Source organism: Mesorhizobium sp. RCAM 05099, from assembly GCF_059683685.1.
The window spans coordinates 2,460,578-2,487,260 of sequence record NZ_CM185035.1 but is presented as its reverse complement, the minus strand read 5'-3'; the positions used below and the strand labels follow the sequence as shown (position 1 = coordinate 2,487,260).

25 protein-coding genes and 2 pseudogenes are annotated in these 26,683 nt (G+C 64.3%); 20 read left to right on the top strand and 7 right to left on the bottom strand.

All coding sequences use genetic code 11. From position 1 onward, the window contains the following. Positions 1 to 206 precede the first annotated feature (206 nt). Positions 207 to 656 (top strand): universal stress protein, encoded by a 450-nt coding sequence (locus AC56QQ_RS12275; protein ID WP_497127416.1) that lies wholly within the window; start codon positions 207 to 209, stop codon positions 654 to 656. 93 nt (positions 657 to 749) lie between these two features. Here the strand turns inward: AC56QQ_RS12275 and AC56QQ_RS12270 are convergent, their stop codons facing one another. After that, a complete protein-coding gene (locus tag AC56QQ_RS12270; RefSeq protein WP_497127414.1) occupies positions 750 to 1,085 on the bottom strand; it encodes an ArsR/SmtB family transcription factor in 336 nt (111 codons plus the stop codon). Positions 1,086 to 1,306: 221 nt separating this feature from the next. Here AC56QQ_RS12270 and AC56QQ_RS12265 point away from each other — a divergent pair. The 7 genes and pseudogenes from AC56QQ_RS12265 (at position 1,307) to AC56QQ_RS12235 (ending at position 11,632) form a co-directional block, all read left to right on the top strand. Beyond that, positions 1,307 to 2,613: pseudogene (locus AC56QQ_RS12265) on the top strand (NAD(P)/FAD-dependent oxidoreductase). 151 nt (positions 2,614 to 2,764) lie between these two features. Continuing rightward, on the top strand, positions 2,765 to 2,965 hold the full coding sequence (locus AC56QQ_RS12260) for a YgaP family membrane protein (protein WP_497127411.1): 201 nt from the start codon (positions 2,765 to 2,767) through the stop codon (positions 2,963 to 2,965). 11 nt (positions 2,966 to 2,976) lie between these two features. Continuing rightward, positions 2,977 to 3,939 carry an efflux RND transporter periplasmic adaptor subunit gene (locus AC56QQ_RS12255; RefSeq protein ID WP_497127408.1) on the top strand — a complete coding sequence of 321 codons (963 nt, stop codon included), beginning with the start codon at positions 2,977 to 2,979 and terminating at the stop codon, positions 3,937 to 3,939. Continuing rightward, on the top strand, positions 3,936 to 7,133 hold the full coding sequence (locus AC56QQ_RS12250) for an efflux RND transporter permease subunit (protein ID WP_497127405.1): 3,198 nt from the start codon (positions 3,936 to 3,938) through the stop codon (positions 7,131 to 7,133). Before AC56QQ_RS12255 ends, AC56QQ_RS12250 begins: the two co-directional genes overlap by 4 nt. Before the next feature lie 235 nt (positions 7,134 to 7,368). After that, positions 7,369 to 8,082, top strand: a complete 714-nt coding sequence (locus tag AC56QQ_RS12245) for an ABC transporter ATP-binding protein (protein ID WP_497127402.1) — start codon at positions 7,369 to 7,371, stop codon at positions 8,080 to 8,082. Next, a complete protein-coding gene (locus AC56QQ_RS12240; protein WP_497127399.1) occupies positions 8,076 to 10,442 on the top strand; it encodes an ABC transporter permease in 2,367 nt (788 codons plus the stop codon). The genes AC56QQ_RS12245 and AC56QQ_RS12240 overlap by 7 nt, the downstream gene beginning before the upstream one ends. A gap of 2 nt (positions 10,443 to 10,444) precedes the next feature. Continuing rightward, positions 10,445 to 11,632, top strand: a complete 1,188-nt coding sequence (locus AC56QQ_RS12235; RefSeq protein ID WP_497127396.1) for an efflux RND transporter periplasmic adaptor subunit — start codon at positions 10,445 to 10,447, stop codon at positions 11,630 to 11,632. Positions 11,633 to 11,670: 38 nt separating this feature from the next. Here the strand turns inward: AC56QQ_RS12235 and AC56QQ_RS12230 are convergent, their stop codons facing one another. Continuing rightward, positions 11,671 to 12,102, bottom strand: a complete 432-nt coding sequence (locus AC56QQ_RS12230; RefSeq protein ID WP_489862492.1) for a hypothetical protein — start codon at positions 12,100 to 12,102, stop codon at positions 11,671 to 11,673. A gap of 324 nt (positions 12,103 to 12,426) precedes the next feature. Here AC56QQ_RS12230 and AC56QQ_RS12225 point away from each other — a divergent pair, with 324 nt between their 5' ends. From AC56QQ_RS12225 to AC56QQ_RS12215, 3 genes are all read left to right on the top strand, one after another. Next, complete coding sequence (locus AC56QQ_RS12225) at positions 12,427 to 13,050, top strand: cytochrome b/b6 domain-containing protein (protein WP_497127393.1); 624 nt, start codon at positions 12,427 to 12,429, stop codon at positions 13,048 to 13,050. A gap of 106 nt (positions 13,051 to 13,156) precedes the next feature. After that, on the top strand, positions 13,157 to 13,702 hold the full coding sequence (locus AC56QQ_RS12220; RefSeq protein ID WP_497127390.1) for an OsmC family protein: 546 nt from the start codon (positions 13,157 to 13,159) through the stop codon (positions 13,700 to 13,702). Continuing rightward, entirely contained in the window at positions 13,699 to 14,394 is a 696-nt protein-coding gene (locus AC56QQ_RS12215; RefSeq protein WP_497127388.1) for a VIT1/CCC1 transporter family protein, read from the top strand. Before AC56QQ_RS12220 ends, AC56QQ_RS12215 begins: the two co-directional genes overlap by 4 nt. A gap of 7 nt (positions 14,395 to 14,401) precedes the next feature. Here the strand turns inward: AC56QQ_RS12215 and AC56QQ_RS12210 are convergent, their stop codons facing one another. After that, positions 14,402 to 16,963, bottom strand: coding sequence for a cation-translocating P-type ATPase (locus tag AC56QQ_RS12210; RefSeq protein ID WP_497127386.1), 2,562 nt, complete (start codon positions 16,961 to 16,963; stop codon positions 14,402 to 14,404). 405 nt (positions 16,964 to 17,368) lie between these two features. Between AC56QQ_RS12210 and AC56QQ_RS12205 the strand changes: the two genes are divergently transcribed. Beyond that, positions 17,369 to 18,148, top strand: coding sequence for a pseudouridine synthase (locus AC56QQ_RS12205; RefSeq protein ID WP_497127383.1), 780 nt, complete (start codon positions 17,369 to 17,371; stop codon positions 18,146 to 18,148). Positions 18,149 to 18,216: 68 nt separating this feature from the next. Here the strand turns inward: AC56QQ_RS12205 and AC56QQ_RS12200 are convergent, their stop codons facing one another. Further along, positions 18,217 to 19,056 carry an RES family NAD+ phosphorylase gene (locus tag AC56QQ_RS12200; protein WP_497127380.1) on the bottom strand — a complete coding sequence of 280 codons (840 nt, stop codon included), beginning with the start codon at positions 19,054 to 19,056 and terminating at the stop codon, positions 18,217 to 18,219. Between the two features lie 423 nt (positions 19,057 to 19,479). On the opposite strand from AC56QQ_RS12200, the gene AC56QQ_RS12195 reads away from it, so the two are divergent. Further along, positions 19,480 to 19,881, top strand: a complete 402-nt coding sequence (locus tag AC56QQ_RS12195) for a VOC family protein (protein WP_497127377.1) — start codon at positions 19,480 to 19,482, stop codon at positions 19,879 to 19,881. Between the two features lie 33 nt (positions 19,882 to 19,914). On the opposite strand, the gene AC56QQ_RS12190 is transcribed toward AC56QQ_RS12195, so the two are convergent. Genes AC56QQ_RS12190 through AC56QQ_RS12180 form a run of 3 tightly spaced genes read right to left on the bottom strand, consistent with a single transcriptional unit; the run spans position 19,915 to position 21,496 of the window. Continuing rightward, positions 19,915 to 20,496, bottom strand: coding sequence for a histidine phosphatase family protein (locus AC56QQ_RS12190; protein ID WP_497127374.1), 582 nt, complete (start codon positions 20,494 to 20,496; stop codon positions 19,915 to 19,917). A gap of 28 nt (positions 20,497 to 20,524) precedes the next feature. Next, entirely contained in the window at positions 20,525 to 21,274 is a 750-nt protein-coding gene (locus tag AC56QQ_RS12185) for a sulfite exporter TauE/SafE family protein (protein ID WP_497127372.1), read from the bottom strand. Between the two features lie 21 nt (positions 21,275 to 21,295). Next, complete coding sequence (locus AC56QQ_RS12180; RefSeq protein WP_497127369.1) at positions 21,296 to 21,496, bottom strand: hypothetical protein; 201 nt, start codon at positions 21,494 to 21,496, stop codon at positions 21,296 to 21,298. Between the two features lie 152 nt (positions 21,497 to 21,648). Here AC56QQ_RS12180 and AC56QQ_RS12175 point away from each other — a divergent pair. The 7 genes and pseudogenes from AC56QQ_RS12175 to AC56QQ_RS12145 all read left to right on the top strand — a co-directional run bounded on the left by AC56QQ_RS12175 (position 21,649) and on the right by AC56QQ_RS12145 (position 26,657). Then, a pseudogene (locus AC56QQ_RS12175) lies at positions 21,649 to 22,484 on the top strand (LysR substrate-binding domain-containing protein). A gap of 155 nt (positions 22,485 to 22,639) precedes the next feature. Continuing rightward, entirely contained in the window at positions 22,640 to 23,140 is a 501-nt protein-coding gene (locus AC56QQ_RS12170; RefSeq protein ID WP_013530560.1) for an Lrp/AsnC family transcriptional regulator, read from the top strand. After that, positions 23,137 to 24,297 carry a saccharopine dehydrogenase family protein gene (locus AC56QQ_RS12165; RefSeq protein WP_497127366.1) on the top strand — a complete coding sequence of 387 codons (1,161 nt, stop codon included), beginning with the start codon at positions 23,137 to 23,139 and terminating at the stop codon, positions 24,295 to 24,297. The genes AC56QQ_RS12170 and AC56QQ_RS12165 overlap by 4 nt, the downstream gene beginning before the upstream one ends. A 112-nt stretch (positions 24,298 to 24,409) precedes the next feature. Further along, positions 24,410 to 25,198 carry an ABC transporter substrate-binding protein gene (locus AC56QQ_RS12160; protein WP_497127363.1) on the top strand — a complete coding sequence of 263 codons (789 nt, stop codon included), beginning with the start codon at positions 24,410 to 24,412 and terminating at the stop codon, positions 25,196 to 25,198. Between the two features lie 117 nt (positions 25,199 to 25,315). Next, entirely contained in the window at positions 25,316 to 25,987 is a 672-nt protein-coding gene (locus tag AC56QQ_RS12155; RefSeq protein WP_489862503.1) for an amino acid ABC transporter permease, read from the top strand. Beyond that, a complete protein-coding gene (locus tag AC56QQ_RS12150) occupies positions 25,984 to 26,454 on the top strand; it encodes an ABC transporter permease subunit (protein WP_497127360.1) in 471 nt (156 codons plus the stop codon). Before AC56QQ_RS12155 ends, AC56QQ_RS12150 begins: the two co-directional genes overlap by 4 nt. Then, positions 26,418 to 26,657, top strand: coding sequence for a hypothetical protein (locus AC56QQ_RS12145; protein ID WP_497127358.1), 240 nt, complete (start codon positions 26,418 to 26,420; stop codon positions 26,655 to 26,657). Before AC56QQ_RS12150 ends, AC56QQ_RS12145 begins: the two co-directional genes overlap by 37 nt. The last annotated feature ends 26 nt before the right edge of the window (positions 26,658 to 26,683 follow it).

The following is a 26,683-nucleotide window of genomic DNA, read 5'->3' as shown; positions in this document are numbered from 1 at the left end:
TTTTGCATGGGGCTTTCGCCGCATCGCCTCCTCGATAGGCCTTCAATGACAACAAAGCGTTACCTCGCTTGTCTGGCCTTGATCCGCGTCAAGCTGGCCCTGTGATCAAGCTGATAGCAGACTTATATCGAAGTCAGCCTCCCTCAGGCTTCCGCCATCACAAGGGCGCGTCGTCGCACGACCCTTTCGCAACAGGTCAAATCATCATGTACACACATCTGCTGATCGCCACGGACGGATCGGAACTGGCCGACAAGGGCGTCGCCCAGGGCGTGGCGCTGGCCAGCCGCCTCGGCGCCGCCGTCACCTTTGTCAACGTCACCGAGCCGTTCCCGATATTCGCCTGGGGCGGCGCCATGGCCGGCTATGCCGCCGGCGATGAATTCGCCGCCTATCAGGAAGGCGGCCGCCAATACGCCAAGGAAGTGCTCGACAAATGCAAGGCGTCGGCGGATCTGGCTGGCGTGCGCGCCAAGGTCCTGCATATCGAAAACAGAAAGCCCGCCGAAGCGATCCTGGAATTGTCGCAGGCGCAAGGCTGCGATCTGATCGTCATGGCCTCGCACGGACGCCGTGGACTGGGAAGGCTGCTCTTGGGCAGCCAGACCGCCGAGGTGCTGTCCTTCACCGAGATCCCGGTTCTCGTGGTCCGCTAGGCGCGACACCAAACAGCGATGCACCGGCGCGGGCCGCGCGCAACCGGCTGACGACCGGGGGGTCGTCGGCTGCTCGCTGGCGTGCGATAGACCCTACCGGCTGTCGGCCTTCGCGATCCTGGTCTGCGGGTCGCAATAGATGCCGTAGAGCGTCTGCAGGATGCGCTCGACCTCCGCCGAGGCCAGCCGATAGTAGACCTGCTGGGCGTCGCGCCTTGTGTCCACGAGCTTGAGCGCCCGCAATTTCGAAAGCTGCTGCGACAGCGCCGACTGGTTCATCGCGACCAGTTCGGCCAGTTCGTTGACGCTCGTCTCGCCGTCCAGCAGATGGCACAGGATCATCAGCCGCTTCTCATTGGCCATGGCCGCGAGCAGTTCGGACGCTTCACGCGCCCGCATGTCCAGTTCGGTGATTTTTATATTGCGCATATGAACACATTATCATATTAAGAGTTACAAATAATATTAGTCTGGCGCCGGCGCCTGTCAAGCCGATGGATCGATACGCGGGGGATTCCCGCCAGCACGTTCGTTTGACCCGCATCAAGTCGCGGCCGGCCAGGATGGCGCATGATCAGCCAGTGCCGGTTCCTGCGTGGGAGAGCAATGTCGGCGTTGCCCCAAGGCGACGCCGCGAAGGAGGAAAGAGCATGGCGCATATTGTCGTCCTGGGTGCCGGACTTGGAGGCACCATCATGGCCTACGAGCTTCGCGACGAACTGGCCAGGGAACACCAGGTTTCCGTCGTCAACAATGGCAGCCACTATTCATTTGTGCCGTCCAACCCCTGGGTCGCCGTTGGCTGGCGCGACCGGCAGGCGGTCGAAATCGACCTTGCTCCGGTGCTGGCACGGCGCAACATCGGTTTTCATCCGCAGGGAGCCAGGCGCGTCCACCCGGTCGAGCGCACGGTGGAACTCAACGACGGCTCATCTGTCTCCTATGACTATCTGGTGATCGCCACTGGCCCCGAACTCGCTTTCGACGAGATCGAGGGCCTCGGGCCGGAGCACAACACCCAATCGGTCTGCCACATCGATCACGCGCTCAAGGCCAGGACGGCCTTCGACGCGCTCGTCGCAAGGCCGGGTCCGGTCGTCATCGGCGCGGTCCAGGGCGCGTCCTGCTTCGGGCCGGCCTACGAATTCACCTTCATCCTCGACAAGGCGCTGCGCGACGCCGGGTGCGCGACCGCGTGCCCATGACCTTCGTCACCTCCGAACCCTATATCGGCCATCTCGGCCTCGACGGCGTCGGCGACACCAAGGGCCTGCTCGAGAGCGAGATGCGCCAGCATCACATCAAATGGATCTGCAACGCCAAGGTCGACAAGGTCGAGCCGGGCAAGATGTTCGTCCAGGAAATCGCCGACGACGGGTCGGTCAGGCAGGCGCATGAATTGCCGCATGCCTATGCCATGATGCTGCCGGCCTTCCGTGGCGTGGCGGCGGTGCGCGGCATCGAGGGGCTCACCAATCCGCGTGGCTTCATCGTCGTTGACAAGCACCAGCGCAACCCGGCCTTCCCCGACATATTCGCGGTCGGCGTCTGCGTCGCCATCCCGCCGATCGGCAAGATGCCGGTACCGGTGGGCGTGCCCAAGACCGGCTTCATGATCGAATCCATGGTCACGGCGACGGCGCGCAACATCGGCCGGCTGGTGAAGGGCGACGAGCCCGATGCCCAGGGCACGTGGAATGCGGTCTGCCTCGCCGATTTCGGCGATTCCGGCGTCGCCTTCGTGGCGCAGCCGCAGATCCCGCCGCGCAACGTCAACTGGTCGTCCTCCGGCAAATGGGTGCACACCGCCAAGGTCGGCTTCGAGAAGTATTTCCTGCACAAGATCAGGACCGGCAAGTCGGAGCCCTTCTACGAGCGCCTCGCGCTGCAGGTGCTGGGCATCGACAAGCTCAAGCAGATCAAGGTCGAGGCGCCAGCGGATGTCTCGGGAGCCTGACCGGAGCAAGCCGCCGCGGCTGGGCTTTTTGCGGACGGCGGTTGACGGGCACGAAGGCCCGCGACCGCCGGCGGCAAATCTGGCGCCGCCTCTTGCGGCCAACGATAACATACATATATTTAGATATGATCATATACAAATGGAGATGACGATGCCCCTCGACCGTTCCGTTCTCGCTTTCGCCGGCATCATGGTGCTGCTGTCCGTCGTGCTCACCGCCTTTGTCTCGCCGCTGTTTGTCTGGCTGACGGTCTTCGTCGGGCTCAACATGCTGCAGTCGGCGTTCACCGGCTTCTGCCCGGCGGCGATGGTCTTCCGCAAGCTCGGCGTCAAGCCGGGATGCGCATTCTAAGGAAGACCCGCATGCGCATGCCTCTTTTGTTCGCCGCGTTGCTGGCGGCCTCTCCGGCGCTTGCCGGCACGCTGACGCTGGCGCCGACGACGGTGACCGAATGGAAAGCGGTCTATGGCCGTGTCGAGGCGCGCGACACCGTTCCGGCGCGCGCCCGCATCGGCGGCCTGATCGTCGACCTGGCCGTCACTGAGGGCGAACTGGTCAAGGCGGGGCAGAAGATCGCCACCGTCCAGGACGACAAGATCGCCTTCCAGGTCGCCGCGCTGGACGCCCAGTTGCGCGCGCTGCAGGCACAGCTGGAGACGGCGCAGTCCGAACTCGCCCGCGGCCAGACGCTGGTCGACAAGGGCGTGATGACCGCGCAGCGCCTCGATCAGTTGCGCACCGAGGTCGACGTCGCGCGCAACCAGCTTGCCGCGACCGAGGCGCAGCGTTCGGTGATCGTGCAGCAGGGCGCCGAGGGCGATGTCTTTGCACCCGGCGATGGCCGCGTGCTGACCGTGCCGGTGACGCGCGGCGCCGTCATCATGGCCGGTGAAGTGGTGGCCAACATCGGCGGCGGCGGCGTGTTCCTGCGACTGGCCGTTCCGGAGCGTTACGCGGCGTCGCTGAAGCAGGGAGCTGCCATCCGTATCAATGCCGGCGGCAAGGGAGCCGCCGGCCGCCTCGCCAAGATCTATCCGCAGATCGACAATGGCCGCGTCATAGCCGACGTCGAGGTCGACAATCTCGATACCGATTTCATCGATGCCCGTGTCCTGGTCGAACTGCCGGTCGCCGAGCGCTCCGCGCTGCTGGTGCCGGTGTCGGCGATCCAGACCCGTTCGGGGATCGATTTCGTGCGCGTCGCCGCCGGCGGCGCACAGGCCGAGCGCGCGGTGGTCACCGGCGAGCGCACCAAGCGCGCCGACGGCGACTATGTCGAGATCCTGACAGGCCTAGCGGCCGGCGATGTCGTGGTCACGCCATGAAAGGTCCCTCCTCGTTGGGTATCGCCGGCGCGCTGACGCGGGCCTTCATCGCCTCGCCGCTGACGCCGCTGTTCCTGGTCGCCGCCTTCGCCTTCGGGCTGGTGGCGCTGCTCACGCTGCCGCGCGAGGAGGAGCCGCAGATCTCGGTGCCGATGGTCGACATCTTCGTGCGCGCCGACGGGCTGAAGGCCGACGACGCCGTCAAACTGGTCACCGAGCCGCTGGAGACGATCGTCAAGGGCATCGACGGCGTCGAGCACGTCTATTCGCAGACGCGCGACGACCAGGTGATGGTCACCGCCCGCTTCGTCGTCGGCACCTCGTCGGACGCCGCCGTTCTGCGCGTCCACGACAAGGTGCGCGCCAACATGGACCGCATCCCCGTCGGCGTGCCCGAGCCGCTGATCGTCGGCCGCGGCATCGACGACGTCGCCATCGTCACGCTGACGCTGTCGCCGAAGCCGGAGGCGGCCGCGCGCATGACGGCCAACGACCTCACCCGCATCGCGCGCGAACTGCGCACCGAGATCGCCAAGATCGACAATGTCGGCCTGACCTATCTGGTCGGCGACACCGGAGAGATCATCCGCGTCAACCCGAACCCGGAAAAGCTTGCCCTTTACGGCGTCACCCTGCAGCAGCTCGTGGCCAAGGTGTCCGGCGCCAACAAGGCGTTTCCGGCCGGACGCGTTCGCAATCAGGGCGAGCAGATCGACATCGTCGCCGGCGAGACGCTGGCCTCGCCGGACCAGATCGGCAACCTGCTCTTGACCTCGCGCGACAGCCGCCCCGTCTATGTCCGCGACGTCGCCGACGTCGCCTTCGCCACCGACACCGGCGATGCGTTGGTGTCCACGGTCACCCGGGCCGGCGCTGGCGTCGAGCGCGTGCCGTCGGTCACGCTCGCCATCGCCAAGCGCGCCGGCTCGAACGCGGTCTCGGTCGCCGACGCCATCCTGCACCGGGTCGCCCTGCTCCAGGGCGGATTGATCCCCGGCGATGTCTCGATCGACGTGACGCGCAACTACGGCGAGACCGCCAACGACAAGGCCAATGAGCTCCTCTACCATCTCGGCCTGGCGACGATCTCGATCATCGTGCTGGTCTGGGTCGCCATCGGCCGCCGCGAAGCCATGGTCGTGGCCGTTGTCATTCCGGTGACCATCCTGCTCACGCTGTTCGCCTCGCGCGTCATGGGCTACACGCTGAACCGCGTCTCGCTGTTCGCGCTGATCTTTTCCATCGGCATCCTCGTCGACGACGCCATCGTGGTGATCGAGAACATCTCGCGCCACTGGGCCATGGGCGGCGGGCGCGATCGCCGGCAAGCGGCGATCGAGGCGGTGGCCGAGGTCGGCAACCCGACCATCGTCGCCACCTTGACCGTGGTCGCCGCACTGCTGCCGATGCTGTTCGTCTCGGGAATGATGGGCCCCTATATGAGCCCGATCCCGGCCAATGCCTCGGCGGCGATGATCTTCTCCTTCTTCGTCGCGGTGACGGTGACGCCGTGGCTGATGCTCAAACTCGCCGGACGGGCGCCGGTGCACGCCCATGCGGATCATGGCAATGGCGGCCCGCTCGGCCGCGCCTACACCGCCGTCGCCCGGCCGATCCTGGCCTCGAAGAAGGCGAGTTGGGCCTTCCTGCTTGCCGTCGGCGTGCTGACGCTGGGCTCGCTCGCGCTGTTCTACACCGAGCATGTCACGGTCAAGCTCCTGCCCTTCGACAACAAGTCCGAACTGTCGGTGACCATCGACCTGCCGGAAGGGTCTTCCGTCGAGGCGACCGACGCGGTGGCGCAGGCCGTCGCCGCCAAGGTCCTCGAGCTGAAGCAGGTCCGATCGGTCCAGACACACGCCGCGACGGCGGCGCCCTTCAACTTCAACGGCCTCGTCCGCCATGCCATCCTGCGCACCGAGCCGCAGCAGGGCGACGTTGCGCTCAACCTGGTGCCGAAAGCGAACCGTACCCGGTCCAGCCATGAGATCGCGATCGACGTCCGCCAGCGCATCGCCACCATCCCCGTGCCGGAAGGCACCAGCCTGAAGGTCGTCGAGCCGCCGCCCGGTCCGCCGGTGCTGGCAACCCTGCTGGCCGAGATCTACGGACCCGACGGCGAGACGCGCCGCAAGGTCGCCGCCAAGATCGAGACGGCGTTCCGCTCCGTTCCCTTCATCGTCGACGTCGACAATTCCTGGGGACAGCCGGCACGCCGGCTGCGCGCCACGATTTCCACCGACGATGTGGAGTTCTTCCATGTCGAGGAAAGCGACGTCTTCGACACGCTCGCCATCCTCAACGGCGGGAAGACCGTCGGCTATTCGCATCGCGGCGGCGGCCGCCAGCCGATCCCGATCCGCATCGAGCGGCCGAAGGGCGAAAGGACGCTCGACGAGCGCTTCCTGACCACGCCCATTCCGGCGAATGTCCTGCCCGGCGACCGCGGCGTGGTCGAGCTCGGCGATGTCGTGCGGGTGACGCCGGAGCGCGCTTCGTTCCCGGTGTTCAGGCACAATGGCCGCGCAGCCGAAACGGTGACGGCAGAGCTTGCCGGCAGCTTCGAGGCGCCGCTTTACGGCATGCTCGCCGTGAGCAAGGCCATCGACGCGCAGGACTGGACCGGACTGCAGAAACCCGCGATCTCGCTGCATGGCCAGCCGGAGGATGAAAGCCGGCCGACGCTTCTGTGGGACGGCGAATGGGAAGTCACCTGGGTGACCTTCCGTGACATGGGCGCGGCCTTCGGCGTCGCGCTGCTCGGCATCTACATCCTGGTCGTCGCCCAGTTCGGCTCGTTCAAGGTGCCGCTGGTGATCCTGACGCCGATCCCGCTGACCTTCATCGGCATCCTCGGCGGACACTGGCTGTTCGGCGCGCCGTTCACCGCCACCTCGATGATCGGCTTCATCGCGCTGGCCGGCATCATCGTGCGCAATTCGATCCTGCTGGTCGACTTCATCCGCCACGCGGCGTCGCCCGACAGGCCGTTGCGCGAGGTGCTGATCGAGGCCGGCGCGATCCGGTTCAAGCCGATCCTGCTGACCGCGCTTGCCGCCATGATCGGCGCGGCGGTGATCCTGACCGACCCGATCTTCCAGGGCTTGGCGATCTCGCTGCTGTTCGGCCTGGCCTCCTCAACGCTGCTGACGGTGCTGGTCATCCCCGCGATCTACCGGGTGCTGCGCACGTGAACGCGAACAGAGCGGCCGGATTCTGACCTGGATCAACACCGGGCTCTCGAACGGAGGCTGGTTGACGCGGAACCGGGATATCGGGCCTGGCTCCGGGGACTGCGTTTGCTTACCACTGTTCCGATTTTGACAAGAGTCAAGGTGATCAGGCCGTCCAGGCTGTAGGACCTGTTCGGCGTGGGCCGCAACCGGAGTCCGCATGACAGTCCAGGGACGAGACGTAGAGAGTTCAGTCATGCAACCTCTGGCCCCGGTATTCGTGGCCCGGGGATTGACCAAGGTCTATGGCGCGGGCGATTCACGTGTCGTGGCGCTGAAGGACATCGACCTCGATATCCAACAAGGCGAATTCATCGTGCTTCTTGGCCCTTCCGGCTCGGGCAAATCGACCCTGCTCAACATCCTCGGCGGATTGGACGCGCCAACGTCAGGCACGGCGACCTGGCGAGATCACGAACTGACCGGAGCCAGCGACGAACAGCTCACGACATACAGGCGCGAGCATGTCGGCTTCGTGTTTCAATTCTACAACCTGATACCGAGCCTCACTGTCGAGGAGAACGTGCGGCTGGTCGCGCAAATCGCCAGCAATCCGATGAGACCAGCCGAAGCGCTCGAACTCGTCGGACTGTCGCATCGCGCCGGTCACTTTCCTTCACAACTCTCCGGTGGAGAACAGCAGCGCGTCGCGGTGGCACGCGCAATCGTGAAACGGCCGGATATCCTGCTCTGCGACGAGCCGACCGGCGCGCTCGACGTCGACACCGGCAGGCTGGTTCTGGCGGCAATCGCCAAGGTCAATGCGGAGCTGAACACGACGACCGCCGTGATCACCCACAACTCGGCAATCGCGGGGATGGCTCATCGCGTGTTGCGGCTGAGCGGCGGGCGCATCGTCAAGGAAGAACCGAATCCGCGGCGCATCCGGGCCGAGGATGTGACATGGTGAACGTCCTGGACATCAAGGTGGCGCGCGATCTCTGGTCGATGCGGCTTCAGGTCCTCAGCATCGCGCTGCTCGTCGCGGCCGGCGTGGCCGTCTTCGTCATGTCGGTGTCGAACTACCAGGCGCTGATCGGCGCCATGGAGGCACACTACCGCAACGAACGTTTCGCCGACATCTTCGTGGGCATGACGCGCGCGCCGCTCTCGATCGTCGATCGGCTGCGCGAAATCAACGGCATTGGCATCGTGGAGCCGCGCGTCGCCGAGCCAGTGCGCGTGATCCGCGAGGACACCAACCTCCCGATCTCGGGGCGCGTCATCTCGCTCCCGGCCGCGGGCCAGCCGTTGCTCAACCGCCTGCATCTCGTGCAGGGACGCTGGCCTGATCCGCTGCATCCGGAAGAAGTCATCATCAACGCGGCCTATGCCGAGGCACGCTCCGTGCGGAACGGAGAAACCATGGAGGTGGTGCTCAACGGACGGCTGCAAGGCTTCCGCGTCGTGGGCACCGCCCTGTCACCCGAATTCATCTTTGCCACGCGCGCCGCGGTGCCGCTTCCGGACGATCGGAATTTCGTGGTGGTGTGGGCAAGCGAGGATGCGGTGGCAAGCGCTTTCGACATGAAAGGCGCCTTCAATGATGCGCTGATGACCCTGGCGCCGGGCGCAGGGCCGCAGCATGTCCTCGAAGAGGTCGATCGTTTGCTGGCTCCATACGGCGGCACCGGAGCCTATGGCCGGAGCGATCAGCCGTCGCACCGCTTTCTCAAGGATGAACTGGCGGAGCAGGAGACACTGAGCATCGTCATGCCGTCGGTCTTCTTCGGCATCGCGGCGTTCCTGCTCAACGTCGTTATCGGCAGGATGGTGGAAGCACAACGGGGTCAGATCGCTTCGCTGAAGGCGTTGGGGTTTGCGAACCGCACCATCGCCTTCCACTACTTCAAGCTGGTCACCGCCATCGCGTTGCTGGGATCGGCGATAGGTCTGGTCGTGGGGCGCTGGTTCGCGATTGGGGTCGTCGGGAGCTATGCCGCTTTCTTCCGGTTTCCATCGCTGGAGGCGCAACTGGAGCCATGGCTGCTCGTCGCGGCGACCCTTGTCAGCGTCGGCGCGGCGAACCTTGCCGCGGCATCGGCGGTATACCGGATTGCCATGCTTACCCCCGCCGAAGCCATGCGCCCCGAGACGCCCCCCGCGTTGCACACATTCAGCTGGCTGCAGACGATTGGCAGCCAGCGAATTCCGCTCCAGTACGTGATAGCGGCGCGCACGATCCTCGGACGGCCCGTGAGGACGCTGTTGACGACCGTCGGGATCGCGCTGGCCATTCCGCTCATTCTGTTCGGGCTCTACTGGTTCGACGCCATCGACTACATGATCGATGTAAGTTTTGGACGCATCGAGCGCGGTGACGCCTTTGTTACCTTCACGGAACCGGTCTCGGCGGATGCGCTCTACGAATTGCGGGCGATACCTGGCGTGCTCGAGGCTGAAGTCCAGCGTGTCGTGCCGATCACATTGCGAGCTGGGCATCGCGCCTATCGCACCTCGGCGACTGGTCTGGATTCCGGTTCCGAGCTCAAGGTGCTGAGAGACAGCGCGCTACGGCCGATTGCCGTACCCGCCGATGGCATCATGCTCAGCCGGACGATCGCGAGGCAGCTCGACCTCGAGGCCGGTGACAGTGTCACGATGGAGGTTCTCGAAGGGAGCCGAGCCATGAGAGAAGTCACCGTCCGCAGGATTTCGGACGATATTTTGGGGGCGTCGGTGACGATGGAGCGCACCGCACTCAATCGTCTGATGCGGGAGGGTTCCGTTGCGAATCTCGCGACCTTCAGGATCGATCCGGGTCAATCTGAACGGCTCTGGTCGAGGATAAGGTCAATGCCGAAGATCGAGGGAAGCTCGGTCAAGGCCCTGTGGTTTGCGTTGTTCAACGAAACGATCGGCGGAATGGTGGTTATCGGCGCGCTGGTCCTCTCAGGGTTTGGAATGCTGATCGCCTTAGGCGTGGTCTATAACAGTGCCCGCATCGCCCTGCAGGAGCGCGCCTGGGAATTGGCCAGCCTGCGCATCATCGGACTGACGCGGCGTGAGGTATCCGCCGTCATTATCAGCGAGCTTGTCGTGGAGCTGATTGTGGCTATCCCCGCCGGGCTCCTGATCGGTCGGTACCTGATCGAGTTGATCGCGTCGGCGCGTGCGAGCGAGTCGTTTCAGATCCCCGCTGTGATCGATCGGAGCAGTTATGCCATCGCCGCGCTCCTGGTCATCGGCGCGGCAATTGCCAGTTTCATCACAATCCGCCGCAGGATCGACAGGCTCGATCTCGTGGCTGTCCTGAAGACGAGGGACTGAACATGAAGCGTCGAACAACTTCGATCGCGGGCGCACTGGTGCTGGCGCTTGCGGCATTGGGCTTCCTGTGGCTCCTGATGCCGCAGCCGACCCTTGTCGAAACCGCCGAGGTGGTGACCTCGCGCTTCCAGGACACGGTGGAAGAGGACGGCCGCACGCGCGTGCGGGATCGCTACCTGGTGTCGGCGCCTTTGTCCGGGCGTATCCAGAGGTTGACACTCAAGGCCGGCGATACCGTGCGGACGGGACAGAAGCTGGCGACCATTACGCCGCCAGTTTCGCCGCTTCTCGACCCCCGCGTGCGGCTGGAACTCGAGGCCCAGGTCGGTGCCGCCGAGGCGGCAGTCGAGGAGACGGCATCGCTTCACGAGCAGGCCAAGGTGCTGCTGGCTCAAGCCAGTGCGGATCTCGAACGCACCAGGGAGCTCGTCAAGCGCAACGTGGCGGCCGCGGCTCAGCTGGAGCGTGAGGAATTCCTGTTCCGCTCCACGCAGCGGCAAACCGATGCCGCCGAGCGGCGCTGGCACGCGGCCACGCATCTTCTGGAACAGGCGCGCGCGGCACTGAACTCCGCCGACAATTCCGAGGTCAGCGAGAGTTTCCCGGTATCCTCCCCCATCGACGGCCGCGTTCTCAGGGTCATGCAGGAGAGCGAGACCATTGTCGCGCAGGCAGCCCCGCTGCTCGAATTGGGTGATCCTGGCGATCTCGAAATTGCCGTCGACGTTTTGACGACCGATGCCGCCCGGATAAGGGAGGGCGACAAAGTGATCATCGAGCGCTGGGGCGGCCCCACGGATTTGCATGGGGCCGTGCGGCGCGTCGAGCCCTCCGGCTTCACCAAAGTCTCCGCGCTCGGCGTCGAGGAGCAGCGCGTCTGGGTGGTCGTCGACATAACCTCGCCACGAGAGACGTGGGCCAGCCTGGGAGATGGCTACCGCGTCGAGGTCAAGATCGTGGTCGACGAGAACGACCAGGCAATCGTCGTGCCGATCGGAGCCCTGTTCCGGCGCGGCGATGCCTGGAGCGTCTTCGTTGTCGAGGCAGGCCGCGTTCATCTCCGAGAGATTGAAGTTGCGCGGCTTTCAGCACGCGTTGCAGCCGTGGCGCAGGGCGTGCGCCCTGGCGAGATCGTCGTCGTCTATCCACCTGCCAGCCTTGCCGAGGGGAGCGAGGTCAAGCTCCAGTAAACGTGCTGTTCGACGGTCAACCGATGTGCCGTCCATCTCTATGTTTTATGTAAATCGAAGCTTCCGCTCAGATTTCGGCGATAGTCGACACCGTCTACCACGTGTGAATGATCTGCCTGCGGCTCACGCGAGACGTAGTCGATGTGAATTGCCAGCAATTTGTCATAGGCAGGGCTGCCCTTGAGAACAGCAATTATTGCTTCGACGATCTTCGCCGCGTCCGCCTCTCGATCGCGATGCGTAATCAGTGGGCCATTCAGGTCGCTGTTCACAACAGCCACAGCGACCTGGATCGCGTTGGTTGCGACCTCGATGGCGTTCCCGGCATGGCCAGTCGCCGATATGATCGATTGCCTGATTTCAACATCGGACACAGCAGGCGCTGCCTGGGACTGAGTCAAACCGATCGCCGACGCCCATCCCACGGAGACGCCCAGCAACGCGATGAGAGCACGACGACGCGAGAGCATTGATTTCTCCTCCAAATTTTGGACTTTTAGCACGGGCACCGGTTGCGAACTTGACCTGTGTCAATGAAAGCGTGGTCTGTCGGTGCGCAGCGAGAGCGGGCGAAGATTACAGGAACCTGTGAAATCGCCCTGAGCGGCTTGCCATGGCAATGCGGTGCTGCAGATCGGCCTCGATACCCCAAATGCCCAACATCGTCAGCCTGCTGCGGTAAGCGTCAGGATCATTGGTCCATCGGGTGAACAGCTGCAGCGCTTTGATCCAGGTCAAGGCACGGGAAGCCGACTTGCCTGTTTCTGATGGACCCTCAGCAAGGAGTTGATGGTATGGACGCTCGAGCTTCCTCCGACGTACAGGTCTGGGATCCTTTTGTTCGCATAGCTCACTGGACGGTCGCCGTCGGATTTTTCGTTGCATACCTTACGGAAGACGCAAAGATCGTCCACGTGTGGGCGGGCTACATTGTCGGAGCGCTGGTCTTCGCCCGTATCGTGTGGGGATTTGTCGGGCCGCGCCATGCGCGGTTTTCTGACTTCACCACCGGTCCGGTAGCGGCCACCCGCTACCTCTGGGACCTCGTGCGTGCGCGTGCAAAGCGCTACGTCGGGCATAGCCCCGCCGGCGGCGCAATGGTGATCGCGCTTTTGGCTTTCCTGGCTGCGACGGTGGTGACCGGGCTTGTCCGGTACGCTGAAGAAGACGCTGCCGGGCCGTTGGCTCCACTGTATGCGCAGACATCTTCCATCGGGGGAGCGCAGACCGTCGAAGACGACGAGAATCAGGTCGGAGAACGCGGAGGCAGGAGTGCCTTCAGTGAGTCCCACGAAGTGATTGCCAGCATAACGCTTGGCTTGATTGTCTTCCACGTTCTCGGCGTAATCCTGGCAAGCTTCGTGCATCACGAGAACCTCGCGAGGGCAATGGTTACCGGACGCAAACGACCTGACTGACAACCAGCAACTGCCAAGTGCCGCGGATGTCATGGGGGCCCGCAAGGATGCTGCTGTCGGCCAGGCAACCAAGGTGCTGTTCCTTCAGCACCGTGCCCCATGCTGATTGTTCGATAGGGACTGCGGCCAAGCCAACCCGACATTTCAAGATGTCGATCAGATTTCTGACCTGGATCAACACCGGGCTCCTGAAAAGAGGCTAGAAGCGCCAAAACGGCGCCTGCCAGGCGGCGAAGCAGGTGGCACCATGTTCGAATACAGCGTTGAAGCCAGACGGACCGATGCACGAGGCAGCGTGGCCACCACCAAGAACGCCACGCTCGTTCTCGACACCTGTCTCGAGGGCCGGGCCGATGCCTTCAATCCAGCGGAACTGCTTCTGGCGGCGATCGCCGCCTGCATGATCAAGAGCATCGAGCGCGTCACCCCGATGCTTGGTTTCAAGCTGCGCGGTGTTAGGGTCGCATTGCATGCGGTTCGGCGCGACAGCCCGCCGGGGATTGCTTCCATCGACTACGAGCTTGTCGTCGACACCGATGAAACCGACCAGCGGCTGGAGCTGCTGCACAAGAACGTCCGCAAGTACGGCACGATTTCCAATACAGTCGCCGCCGCCACGAAACTCGAAGGCACGATCAGGAGAAAAGCATGAGCCGCCTGCATGTCGAAAACCATCTGGTGTCGCGCATCGGCTGGCTGCGCGCCGCCGTGCTGGGGGCCAATGACGGCATCGTCTCGACCGCCAGCCTGATCGTCGGCGTGGCGTCGGCCGCCGCGCCGACGTCGCAGGTCCTGGTCGCCGGCATAGCCGGCCTGGTGGCGGGCGCCATGTCGATGGCGGCCGGCGAATATGTCTCGGTCAGCTCCCAGTCGGACACCGAGAATGCCGACCTTACCCGCGAACGCGAGGAACTCAGGACCCAACCCGAATTCGAGCGCGAGGAACTGGCGCAGATCTACGTCAAGCGCGGGCTGGAGACGGGCCTGGCGCGCCAGGTCGCCGATCAGCTGATGGCCAAGGATGCGCTGGCCGCGCACGCCCATGATGAACTCGGCATTTCCGAAATGACCACGGCGCGGCCGATCCAGGCGGCGCTGACCTCGGCGGCGACCTTCAGCGTCGGTGCTGCGATGCCGCTGCTCATGGTGCTGGTGTCGCCGGCCTCGATGCTGGTGCTGGCGGTCTCGGTGGCGTCCCTGCTCTTCCTCGCTCTGCTGGGCGCCATCGGCGCCAAAGCGGGCGGCGCCAACATTCTTCGCGCCACGCTGCGCGTCACCTTCTGGGGCGCCTTCGCCATGGCGCTCACCGCCGGCATCGGCGCGCTGGTCGGCACGGCGGTCTGAGCCATTGTCAGGCCTTTAGCTGCGCCCGCCAGAATGGCTTCAGCAACTCCAGGCATGCCAGCACGGCAAACCCTGCCGCGAGCGTCACCGCCAGATCGTCGAGATGCAGAGGTCCGAAGCGGAACAGATTGGTGGCGGATGGCCACAGGAGCGTCCCGCCCAGCATTGAAGCGACGGCCACGACAACGATCATGAGCGATCGGTTCGGCCTGATCAGTGCGGTCCGAAGCGATGCGCTGAAGGAGCGGTTGACAAAGATCAATCCCACGATTGTCAGCACCAGCGAGAAGAACGTCAGGGCCCGGATTTCGTTCTCGGCCATACCCTGTTTCAGGGCGACAAGGTAAATGCCCGCGAGAAGCGCGAAGGCGAGCGTCCCCTGGACCAGCCCCCACCTGATCAGCGCCCCGGAGAACAATGGCGAGTCCGGATTGCGGGGCGGACGGCGCATGACATCCTCTTCTTCGCTTTCAGCCTCGAAGACCAGCGAGCACACGGGGTCGATCACCATCTCCAGAAAGGCGATATGGATCGGCCCGAACAGGATCGGCAGGCCAAACAGCAACGGCAACAGCGAGAGGCCCGCGATCGGCACGTGGACCGCGAAGATGAACCCCATGGCCTTGCGCAGATTGTCGAAGATGCGGCGGCCAAGCCGAATTGCCTTGACGATTGAACCGAAATCGTCGTCGAGCAGGACGATCGACGACGCCTCGCGCGCGACGTCGGTGCCACGGCCACCCATGGCGATCCCGATATTGGCTGCCTTGAGCGACGGCGCGTCATTGACCCCGTCGCCCGTCATGGCGACGATTTCACCGCTCGACTTCAGCGCGTTGACGATGCGAAGTTTCTGTTCGGGCATGATGCGCGCGAACACGGTCGCGGTTTTCACGCGCCGCGCCAGTTCCTCGTCACCGAGCGCTTGCATCTCGCTGCCGGTCACCACGCTTTCCGCATCGAGGCCGGCCTGGCGCGCGATCATTTTGGCGGTTGCCGGGTAGTCGCCGGTGATCATCATCACCCTGATGCCGGCGGAACGGCAGTCGCTCACGGCTTCGGGAACGCGCGCGCGCAGCGGATCCGTCAGGCCGACCAGCCCGAGAAATTCGAATTCGAAATCGTGTTGCGTGTCCGGCAGGTCGGTGCCGCGATGAGACCCACGGGCCACGCCGAGCACGCGCAACCCCTCGGCCGCCATGGCCTCGACCGAACCCTTCAAGGCCTTGAACTCCTTTGCGTTCAGATGGCATAGCGCCCCGATCGCCTCTGGCGCACCTTTTGCCGCAACCAGCGAATTGCCGTCGCCATCTATCGATTGCCAGACATTCGACATCGCCAGCAGTCCGGGTCGAAGCGGATATGCGTGGACCAGTCGCCAATCCGTTTTGTCCAGAACCCTGTGCTCAGACAGCCGTTCCTTGCCGAGTTTGTGAAATGCGATCTCCATGGGGTCGAAAGGAATCTGGGCGCTGGCAAGCACACCCGTTTCGACCAGATCGGCGAATGCCTCCGGCAGGTCGGTACCCGGCCTGTCCGCCATCCGAAACGACTTTCCATCCGCCGTCCGAAGCTCGGCGATCGTCATCCGGTTCTCGGTGAGCGTGCCTGTCTTGTCGGTGCACAGGATCGTCGCCGAGCCAAGCGTTTCGATCGCGGCGGCCCTGCGGGTCAGGACGCGCGCCTGCGATATGCGCCACGCACCCATGGCCATGAAGATCGTCAGCACGACGGGAAACTCTTCCGGCAGCATGGACATGCCGAGCGCGATGCCAGCCAGCACGGCGTCAAGCCATCCGCCCCGCAGAAGCCCGTAAAGCAGGACCGCGACGACGCTGACCGCGCCGCCGACCAGTGCGAAAACGCGTACGACGCGCCGCATCTGTGCCTGCAGTCGCGGCGGTTCGGTCTCCATTGAACTCAGCGAGTGCCCTATCTTGCCGATTTCACTTCGCGGACCCGTCGCCAGGACTTCGCCAATGCCTGAGCCGCGAACGATCAGCGAACCCGAGAATATGAAAGGCAGGTCGTCGCCGCCTGGCCGGCGTTCGCTCAGTGGCGAGGCGCCGTCGGCGGCGATCTTTCGGACCGGCACGGATTCGCCGGTCAGCAGGGATTCGTCGCTCTGCAGGTCCTGGCTCTGGAGAAGCCTGGCATCGGCCGGCACCCGGTCACCCTCGCCGAGCACCACGAGATCCCCCCGGACAACCTCGCGACCGGCAATGCGCTTGCGTTCACCACCGCGAATGACCAGGGCGCGAGGGCTGGTGAGGTCACGCAGCGCTTCCAGGACACGCTCGGTGCGTGTCTCCTGTATGATGGTTATGCCGATCGACATCGTGGCAAAGGCCAGCAGGATCAGCGCCTCCTCCAGATTGCCCAGAATGAGATAGACAACGCCGCCGCCAAGCAGGAGCGCCAGCATCGGCTCGCGAATGACCTCGAAGGCAATCCGCAACGGCGTGCGCTGGTTGGACCTCGGCAGTTCGTTGTAGCCTTCGGCGGCAAGCCTGGCTTGCGCCTCGGCCTCTGAAAGGCCGGGAAAGGGATCTGTCGGCACCTCGGCCATGTCTATTTCCCCTGGCGGCCGCTTCGACCCGAAGTCATGGCCAGTTCAGCATCCGCATGCTTCGCGGCACCGATGCACAGCATCCGTGCCGCGATTATGTTTCAGTGTGATAACAGGACCGCAAGCCAGAGATCGCCAGGAAAACCAACAATATCAACGTGCAAATCCCGGAACTTAAATTCCAATCGATGCCCGACGAGCCTCATTTGCGGACGTCCGGCTCGACGATAGCCGGGCGGCTGGGCCGAAACCTTGATCAAGAACAAGGACGAACCGCCGCGAGTGACGGGCAATCTTATGCCGGATGATCCCTTGTGCCGTCGTTCGCGCTCGCGCCATCGGCCGCTTGCGATACCCGCGCCACCCATGGCATCTGTCGGAGTCAAAGGACCGATCCGAAAAAAGATGACACCACGCCAGAACCAGCCCGGAGGCAGGCCGCCCACCAGCAAGCCGCTCAGCGGCAAGCCCGTGGCCGGCGTCAGCCTCAACCGCGCGCTGTCGAAGCTTGGCCTGTGCTCGCGCACGCAGGCCGAGGTGCTGATCGCGGAGGGCCGCGTGCGCGTCGGCGGCAAGGTGGTGCGCGACGCCTCGCAGCGCGTCGACCTCAACCGCGACCGCATCGTCGTCGACGGCGAGCAGGTCGTTGCCGAGCGCAAGGTCTACCTGATGCTCAACAAGCCGCGCGGGTTGGTCACCACCCGCGACGACCCGCAGCAGCGCGACACCGTCTATGCCTGCCTCGAAGGGCTCGACCTGCCCTTCGTCTCGCCGGTCGGCCGCCTCGACAAGGCGAGCGAAGGCCTGCTTTTGATGACCAACGACACCCGCTTCGCCAACCGACTGATGGACCCGGCCTCGCATCTGCCCAAGACCTATCACGTGCAGATCGGCACCGTGCCCGACGAAGCCATGCTGGCGGCACTGCGCGCTGGCGTGACTGTCGACGGCGAGACCTTGACCACGAACGCGATTGAACTCCTGCGCAGCGGCGGCCGCACCGCATGGCTGGAGATCGTGCTCGACGAGGGCCGCAACCGCCACATCCGCCGCCTGCTTGCCGCCCAGGACATCGAGGTCAAGCGCCTGATCCGCATCGCCATTGGTCGCCTGCGTCTCGGCGACCTCGCCAAGGGCACCGCGCGGCATTTGACGCCGCAGGAGCTGGTGTTGGTGGGCGATTGAGTGAATGCCTGCTGGTATCACTAGACGAACAGCCAAATCGAAACGTTTTCAGCGCCCCAGCTTTCAAGTCATGAAAAAATGGGACCCATTCTAATGTCATAGGAAGCAGCTTTGAGCATTGCGCGATTGATATTCGTAATCTCGATCTTCTTCTGCCTGACCGGATGGCCAAACAGGGCGATATTTGCGACCCGCTCTGGCTTCACAAGGCTGAAGTAAGATGGATAGTAGATCCCATCATAGCCTTCCTTATGAGCAGCCCGGGCGATGGCCCGGGTATAGTCGTAGCCATGAGATTCTGCAGAGAATAAAAAATGCATGGCTAAGCTTAGGCTTGTGAACGGAGTTGTTCCTAAGCCTTCTTCAACCTCCGCACATAGATCAAGCATTCGTAGTTCGGTCGTCGGACGCATAGTGGCTACGAAACACTCGTCCGGAATGAGGGTCCGACACTCGTGGACACAAATTTCAAGGTCCTCCGAGCCATATAGAACTGAAAGACGTTTACTGTCCAAACGGCCAAAGACTTTCCTGATAGAAGGTGGCGCGTCATATTGATGACCATCGACCTCCTGTTCCGGCGATAGATTCTTTCTTATTCGGTAGAATTTCGTAGATCTCGATAGCGATCGCTGCGGAAACGCAGAAATAATCTGCCTGACTGCGTCTCCACGAGTCCTCTTACTGCGAAGCTCGACTAAAGGTTCTATTTCTCCGATTCGCCAGAGGGGCGGCCCATAGTGAAAAAGGCCAACCTTTAGTTTGTCTTCCAGTAGGTGGGCATCAGCTTCAAGCCAAAGAGGAAACACCACCTCTCGTTCCCCATACCTGTCTGGATTGGAAACCAGCCTGTGTGCGCCTCCAAAATCTGCTCGAAAAAAACTGCCGTTCCAGAAGAACTCGAACATCAGTTGCTCCAGATCGTCGTACAGAAGTTTGCTGCCCGTCGCAGAGCCACAGTGCGGACATTTACAATCTAAGAGGTGCCCTATCTTGGCTGCTTCAAATTTTAGGCCCTCATCTTTGAAACAGTCCGAGCACAACACTGGATCAGCCAAGCGCATCTCTATCGTTCGAGGTAAATTGCTACTTTAGCTGAGTCGGCCCCATTAATCGATTTTCTGCGGGTTGCCACGGAACGTCAGCTACTGGCGCGGCCGGTTGCTCCTCGCCTCAGAAAAACTCTCTCACCCTCCACCGATGATTCCGCTCGGGACCGAACCGAAAGAGTGACCGTCGCACTCATCTCCTGACGGAAGCCTGTCAGGAGGCCTGGCCTATAGATCGATTGGGAAGCCAGGCAGCGACTCCGGCAATCAGGGAACAAAGCAATGAATTTCGTCTCCGTCCGCATCATCACGTCAGACGTCCAGCGCCTCGTGCGCTTCTACGGTGAGATCACGGGCATGCCCGTGACGATGTATACGGAGGATTTCGCGGAACTGGTGACGCCGGCCTGCACGCTGGCGATCGGCAGCACGCGCACCTTGATGCTGTTCGGCGGCGACATCGCCCGCCCCGCCGACAACCACACCGCCATCATCGAATTCCGCGTCGGCGACGTCGATGCGGAATTCGCCAGGCTGTCGGACGTCATCAAGGACGCAACCGTGCAGAAGCCGACCACCATGCCCTGGGGCAATCGCTCGCTTTTGTTCCGTGACCCGGACGGCAATCTGGTCAATTTCTTCACGCCCGTCACCGCCGAGGCGATCAGGAAGTTCGACAAATAGAATTGAACTGGCCAGCCCCGGGCAGAGCTGGCCCTATTTCTGGTTCCACTTGCGAATGACTGGCTCCGCCAGATCATGCTCGTAGCCGAGCACGCTGATGCTGGCCGTATCGAGCACCAACAGGGCGCCGCCTTCGGGCGGCAGGCCGACCCAGCGCGCCGCCAGCACGCGCAGGAAATGCGCGCTGGAAAACACCAGTATGTCGGCATTCGCCTTGCGCAATTCCGCGATGATCCTGTCCGCCCGGGCGCCGACATCGGCCGCCGTCTCGCCCTGCGGACAGCCATCGCGGAACACGGTCCAGCCCGGCCGCTCGGCCAGGATCTGCTTGGTCGTCAGCCCCTCATAAGCGCCGTAGTCCCACTCCTGCAGATCGTCCTTCCTGACGCTTTCAGCGCCGAAGCCGGCGAGCACGCTGGTGGTGTAGGCGCGCTGCGACGGGCTCGACCACACGGCCGAGAACGACAGGCCTTTCAGGCGATCCGCGACGCCCCGCGCCGCGGCCTCGCCGGCCGGCGTCAGCGCTATGTCGGTACGGCCGGTGTGCTGCCCCGAAAGGCTCCACGCCGTCTCGCCATGCCGGACAAGGTGTATCTGCGGAAACGCGCTGCTCATGCGATGCCTTTCATTGCTGTTTCCAGCTTTAGCGCAGCGCCTCCAGCGAAAGATAGAGGCCCAGCGCCAGCAGCCCGGCAAGGAACACCATGCGGAAGGTTTCGACGCCCATCCTCTGGCGCAGCGCCTGGCCGATGAACATGCCGGCCAGCGTCGGCACCAATGCCGCGATCGCCCCCGCCAACTGCGCCGTTGGCGACGCCAACGCGCCTTCCCAGAACAACCCGATGGCAAGAGCCGCCGTCGACACGGTGAAGGACAGGCCAAGCGCTTGGATCAAGTCTTCCCTGTCCAGCCGCAGCGATTGCAGATAGGGCACCGCCGGGATGACGAAGACGCCGGTGGCGCCGGTGACCAGGCCGGTCGCCATGCCGACCAGCGGCGACAGCCAGGCCTCATGGCGCGCCGGCGTGGTGAAGCAGGCCCCGGCGAGGCCGATGATGGCATAAAGCACCAGCGCCACGCCGAGCCCGGCGGAGGCCACGCCCGTATGCGTGCCGCTGAGCAGGCCCGCGCCGGCAACGGTGCCGATCACGACACCGGCCATCATCGTCCACAGCCGCTTGCACAGGCCGCCGAAGGATGGGCCGGTCAGCAATTGCCACAGGTTGGTGACCGCCGACGGGATCAGCAGCAGGGCGGCGGCCTCAACCGGCGGCATCGTCACCGCCAGCAGCCCCATCGCCACGGTCGGCAGGCCCATTCCGACGACGCCCTTGACGAAACCCGCAGCGAGGAAGACGACGCCGATCCAGGCGATGACGCCGGCGCTCAGCATGATCGCACCCTGAGGACAGGATCAGTCATCCAGCAGCATGTCCGTGGCTTCAGACTCTGGACTGGGGTTTGCCAGCGCGGCGTCACGGCTGACGGTAGCCGCCATCGCGCATCCTCGCGGGCCGGGCTCCGCCCGCGCCACCGCAAGACAGGCCACGGCGACGGCCAGCACGATCGCCGTGCCTTCAAGAATGCCGGACCGGCCAGATGCTCGTTCGCGCATCGCACACCTCCATCGCAAATGGTTTGACGAAGATGCCGGCCGGCCACAATGTGGAAGTTGCGGTGTCAGCCTTCGGTCTGGACGAAGGCTGATGGAGATAGCAGGAGCAAGAGATGCGCTTCGATCTGGTCGATCTCCGGCTGTTCCTTCTGGTGGCCGAGCGCGGCAGCATCACCCATGGTGCCGAACTTGCCGGGCTCGCGCTGGCCTCGGCCAGCGCCCGCATCAAGGGCATGGAGGAGCGCCTCGGCGCGCCGCTCTGGAACGGCGCCGCCGTGGCGTGGTGCCGACGGCGGCCGGACAGGCGCTGCTGCACCATGCCAGGGCGGTGCAGAACCAGATCGAGGCGATGGCCGGCGACCTCGGCGCCTATGCCGAAGGCCTGCGCGCCCGCGTACGGCTCGCCGCCAACACCGCCGCCACGGCCGAACTCCTGCGCGACACCCTGCCGGCCTTCCTTGCCGCGCATCCCCGCATCGACATCGACCTCGACGAGCGCCCCAGCCACGAGATCGCCGAAATGGTGGCCAGCGGCGCCGCCGACCTCGGCATCGCCGCGACCTGGGCCGGCCTTGCGCATCTCGAGCAGAAACCGTTCTTCGTCGATCGGCTGGTGGTGATCGCCGCGCGGAACTGGCCAGGGCTGCCCGGCCTGCGTGCCGCCGGCCTCGCCGACATCCTCGGCGAGCCCTTCGTCGGTCTCAGCACCGGACATGCGCTGCAGGAGCACATCACGCGCCAGGCCGCCCGTCTTGGCGGCCATCTGCATGTTCGCATCCGCGTGCCCGGCCTCGACAATGTCTGCCGGCTCGTCGCGCAAGGCGCCGGCATCGCCATCGTGCCGGAAAGTGCCGCGCGCCGCTCAGCCCGCACGCTGCGCAGCCTGCGGCTCACCGAGGACTGGGCGACGCGTCAGCTCAACCTCTGCGCCCGCCGCTTCGACGAGCTGACGCCGCAGGCGAAATTGCTCGCCGCCGCGCTGGCCTGAAGCCGAGCCTGCGCCCACAACCGCGCGCGGGCGGCGCCGACATATCCCCATCAGCGTGGAATCATTGCCTTGCTTTTCGAAAATCCGTGACGTAGCTTGTTTGCATATAGGCAAAGAAATTGCCGATGTTTTTTCTCTTTGTGAAAGACTGACCTTTGCGGGAACATCTCGATCTGACTGACCGGCGGCTGGTCAAACAGCTGTCGCAGGACGCGCAGCCGGGCATCAACCGCATCGCCGAGATATTGGCGATTTCGGTGCCGACGGTGCGCTCGCGGCTGCGCAATTTGCTCGACCGCAACCTGCTCAAGATCGTCGGGCTGCTGAACCTGACCGAGCGCCCCGAGCTGATCTCGGCCATTGTCGGCATCAATGCCCAGGGGCGCGGCCGGGCCCGCGAGCTGGCGCAACGCATTTCCGAACTGCCCTTCGTCAACTCGGCCTCGGTGGTCACTGGGCGCTTCGACATCATCGTCGACGTGACCGTGGCCGGTGACGTCGCCGACCTCTACCGCGTCACCAGCGAGCTGATCCCGGGCGCCGGCGAGCCGGGTGAAGTCGTCCGCAGCGAGACCTTCGTTGTCATGGCGTCCTGCAACAAATGGGTCAGCCTGCCCGAAGGCTGCTGGTCGGACGACCGCAAGGAGCCGGCATGAAGATCGCGGTTCTCGGAGGCCTCGGCCTGCAAGGCCGGGCGGCGATCGCCGATCTCGTCGCCAGCGGTGTCGATGAAGTGGTTTGCGTCGACACGGCACCTGATGGTGCGGCCCGGCTTGGCGGCCTGACCGACCTTTCCCGCGTGCGCTTCGTCGTGCCCGAGGGCGCGATCGGCCCGGCCGTGGCCGGCGTGCTGGCGGATGTCGACGCCGTCATCGACCTATTGCCGCAGCCGCTGATGCGCGAGGCGGTCCAGGCCGCGATCGCCACGCGCACGCCGCTGGTCACCACCAATTACGGCAAGGCCATCGCCGACCTAGCGCCCGCCGCCGAACAGGCCGGGGTCTCGATCATGAGTGAATGCGGGCTCGACCCCGGCATCGACCTTGTGCTCTACGCGCGCGCCGCGAAGCAGTTCGACACCATCACCGCGATCGATTCCTATTGCGGCGGCATCCCCGAGCCGAAGGCGATGGCCAAGCCGCTTTGCTACAAGGTGAGCTGGAACTTCGACATGGTCCTGGTCAGCCAGAACCGCGACAGCGTGATGATCGAGGACGGGAAACGCGTCGCGGTGCCGGCCGCCCGCCAGCACGACAGTCCTTTCATCCACGAGATCGAGGTCGCCGGCCTGGGCAAGCTGGAAGCCTTCCCCAATGGCGATGCGCTGCACTATGTCGAGATGCTTTCCGCCGCCAAGGGGCTGCGCCGCTCGGGCCGCTACACGCTGCGCTGGCCCGGATGGTCGGCGTTCTGGGCGCCGCTGAAGGAGCTCGGCTTCCTCTCCGAGGACAAGGTTTCCGGCACCGCTGTCAGCCCGCGCGAATTCCTCGGCCGGCTGCTTGGACCGCAATTGCAATATGGCCCCGGCGAGAAGGACCTGTGCGTGATGCGCAATGTCTTCTCCGGCCTCGAAGGCGGCCGCGCCAAGACGGTGACGTCGGACCTGATCATCGAGCGCGACCTGGCTTCGGGCCTGTTCGGCATGAGCCTCGGCGTCGGCTATCCCGCCAGCATCGTGGCGCAGATGCTGGCGCGGCGCGAGATCACCGCACCGGGCCTTTTGAACCCGCTGCTGCATGTGCCCGACGGACCGTTCTTCGACGAGTTGGCCAAGCGCGGCATCAAGGTTGCCGAGACGGTGGCCTGGGACTGAGGACAAGAGATTTTCGAACGGTGGCCGCCGCCGGCAATGGCGCCCGCCGTTCAAAAAGGAGCCCAAGGGAATCCGCGGGCAAAACAACAACCACAACAGGGAGGAATGCCACATGAAGATTGCCAGACTTTTCATCGCCGGACTTGCGCTCGCGGGCTTGACCACTGCAGCCAGTGCCGGAGCACTCGACGACATCACCAAGCGCGGCGAACTGCGCGTCGCCGTCCAGACTCAAGGCCCCCCCTTCTCGCTGGTCGGCGCCAATGGCGAACGCACCGGCAGTTCGGTTGAACTCGCCGAACTGATGGCCAAGGAGATGGGCGTCAAGATCACCTTCCTCGACTTCGACTGGGACGGCCTGATCCCGGCGCTGCTGTCGGGCAAGGCCGACCTTCTGGTCGCCGACATGACGCCGACGCTGGCGCGCGGCATGAAGGTCGCCTTCACCACGCCCTACATGTATACGGGCAGCACCGTCTTCACCAAGGCCGACAGCAAGTTCAAGACCACCGAGGACTGCAAGGCCAAGGGCACCAAGATCGCCGTGCTGCTCGGCGCCACCGGCGAGAAGGAAGCCAAGACCGCCTTCCCCGATGCCGACATCAAGAGCTACAAGGGCGGCGGTCCGCTGCTGCTCGACGCCGTCAACAACGGCCAGGCCGATTGCGGCGTTAATGACGTCTCGGCGGTCAAGGGCCAGTCGACCGCCTACCCGGCCGGCACCTTCACCATCATGCCGGACCTCTTGTCGAAGGAGCCGCTTGCCTTCGCCACGCGCTATGACGAGCCGGACCTGTTGATCTGGATGAACCTGTTCCTCAACCAGGTCACTATCGACGGCCGCCTGCAGAAGAACCTCGACTACTGGGTCAATTCCGACGCCTGGAAGAAGGACCACTAAGCAGCGGTAGATCCAGGCGGTTTCGCGCGCGCCTTCGGCGCCGCGAAGCCGCCTGGAATTCGCTTCGTCACTTGCTTCGTCCGTCGCCCTTGGGCGCCTCAGGGAATTCACCCAACGATGCTCGAGAACTTCAGCTTCCGCACCATCGTCGAGTACCTGCCTCTGTTCGGGCAGGGCCTGATCACGACCGTCTGGCTGTCGGCGCTGTCCTTTGTCGGCGCGCTCGCCGTCGGCATCGTGCTGTGCGCCATGAACCTGCAGCGCGGCTGGTTGTTTCGCGCGCCGGCCAAGGCCTATATCGACGCCGTGCGCGCCACGCCCCTGCTGGCGCAGCTCTATTTCCTCTATTTCGGCCTGCCGCGGCTCGGCTTCGTCCTGCCGGAATTGGTCGTCGGCATCCTCGCGCTGTCGCTGAACAGCGGCGCCTATGTCGCTGAAATCATTCGCGCCGGCATCCTGTCGATCTCGCGCGGCCAGGTCGAAGCCAGCGTCGCCTCGGGCATGACCTACGTCCAGCGCATGCGCCTCGTCATCCTGCCGCAAGCCTTCAAGGTGACAATCCCGCCGCTGCTCGGCCAGGCGATCGTGCTGGTCAAGGATTCCGCGCTGCTGTCGCTGATCTCGGTCGCCGAGCTGACGCGCGCCGGCCAGTTGCTCGCCTCCGACCGCTTCATGCCGGCGGAAGGGTTTCTCACCATCGCCGCCTTCTACCTCTTGCTCTATTACTGCCTGAAGGGACTGGCCGCGCTGTCCAGCCGCTGGCTCGGCACGGCGGGGGCGCGCACATGATCTGGCAACAGTTCCTCAGCCTCGCCGGCTCCTATCCCCTCGCCTTGCGCGGCCTCGGCATGACAGTGGTGCTGTCGCTGATCAGCCTGGTGCTCGGCACCCTGCTCGGCTTCGGCCTCGGCATCTTGCGGACCGGCGGCAACCGGCTGATCAGCTCGGTGATCGGCGCCTGGGTCGACCTGATCCGCGGCACGCCGTTCCTGGTGCAGATCTTCCTGATCTTCTTCATCCTGCCGGAGTTCGGCATCGAGCTCGACGCCTTCACCGCCGGCATCATCGCGCTGACCAATCTGGCTGCCTGCTTCATCTGCGAGATCGTCGCCGCCGGCATCCGCTCGGTGCCGACCGGCCAGGTCGAGGCGGCACTGGCATCGGGCCTGTCGCGCTGGCAGCGCATGCGCCGGTGGTGCTGCCGCAGGCGATGCGCATCGTGCTGCCGCCGCTGGTCGGACAATATGTGCTGCTGATCAAGGATTCCTCTGTCGTCTCGGCGATCGGGCTCACCGACCTCACCCGCGTCGGCTGGCTGGTGGTGCAGCGCGTGCCCAACGGCCTGCTGGTGTTCTTCCTCGTCGGCGTTGGCTATTTCATCGTCTGCTATCCCCTGATCATGCTGGCCCGCCGGCTCGAACGCCGCATGGGCGCGGCCCATGGCGAGGTGCAGTTGTGACATCGAACCCCAAAGGTCCGGCAAGC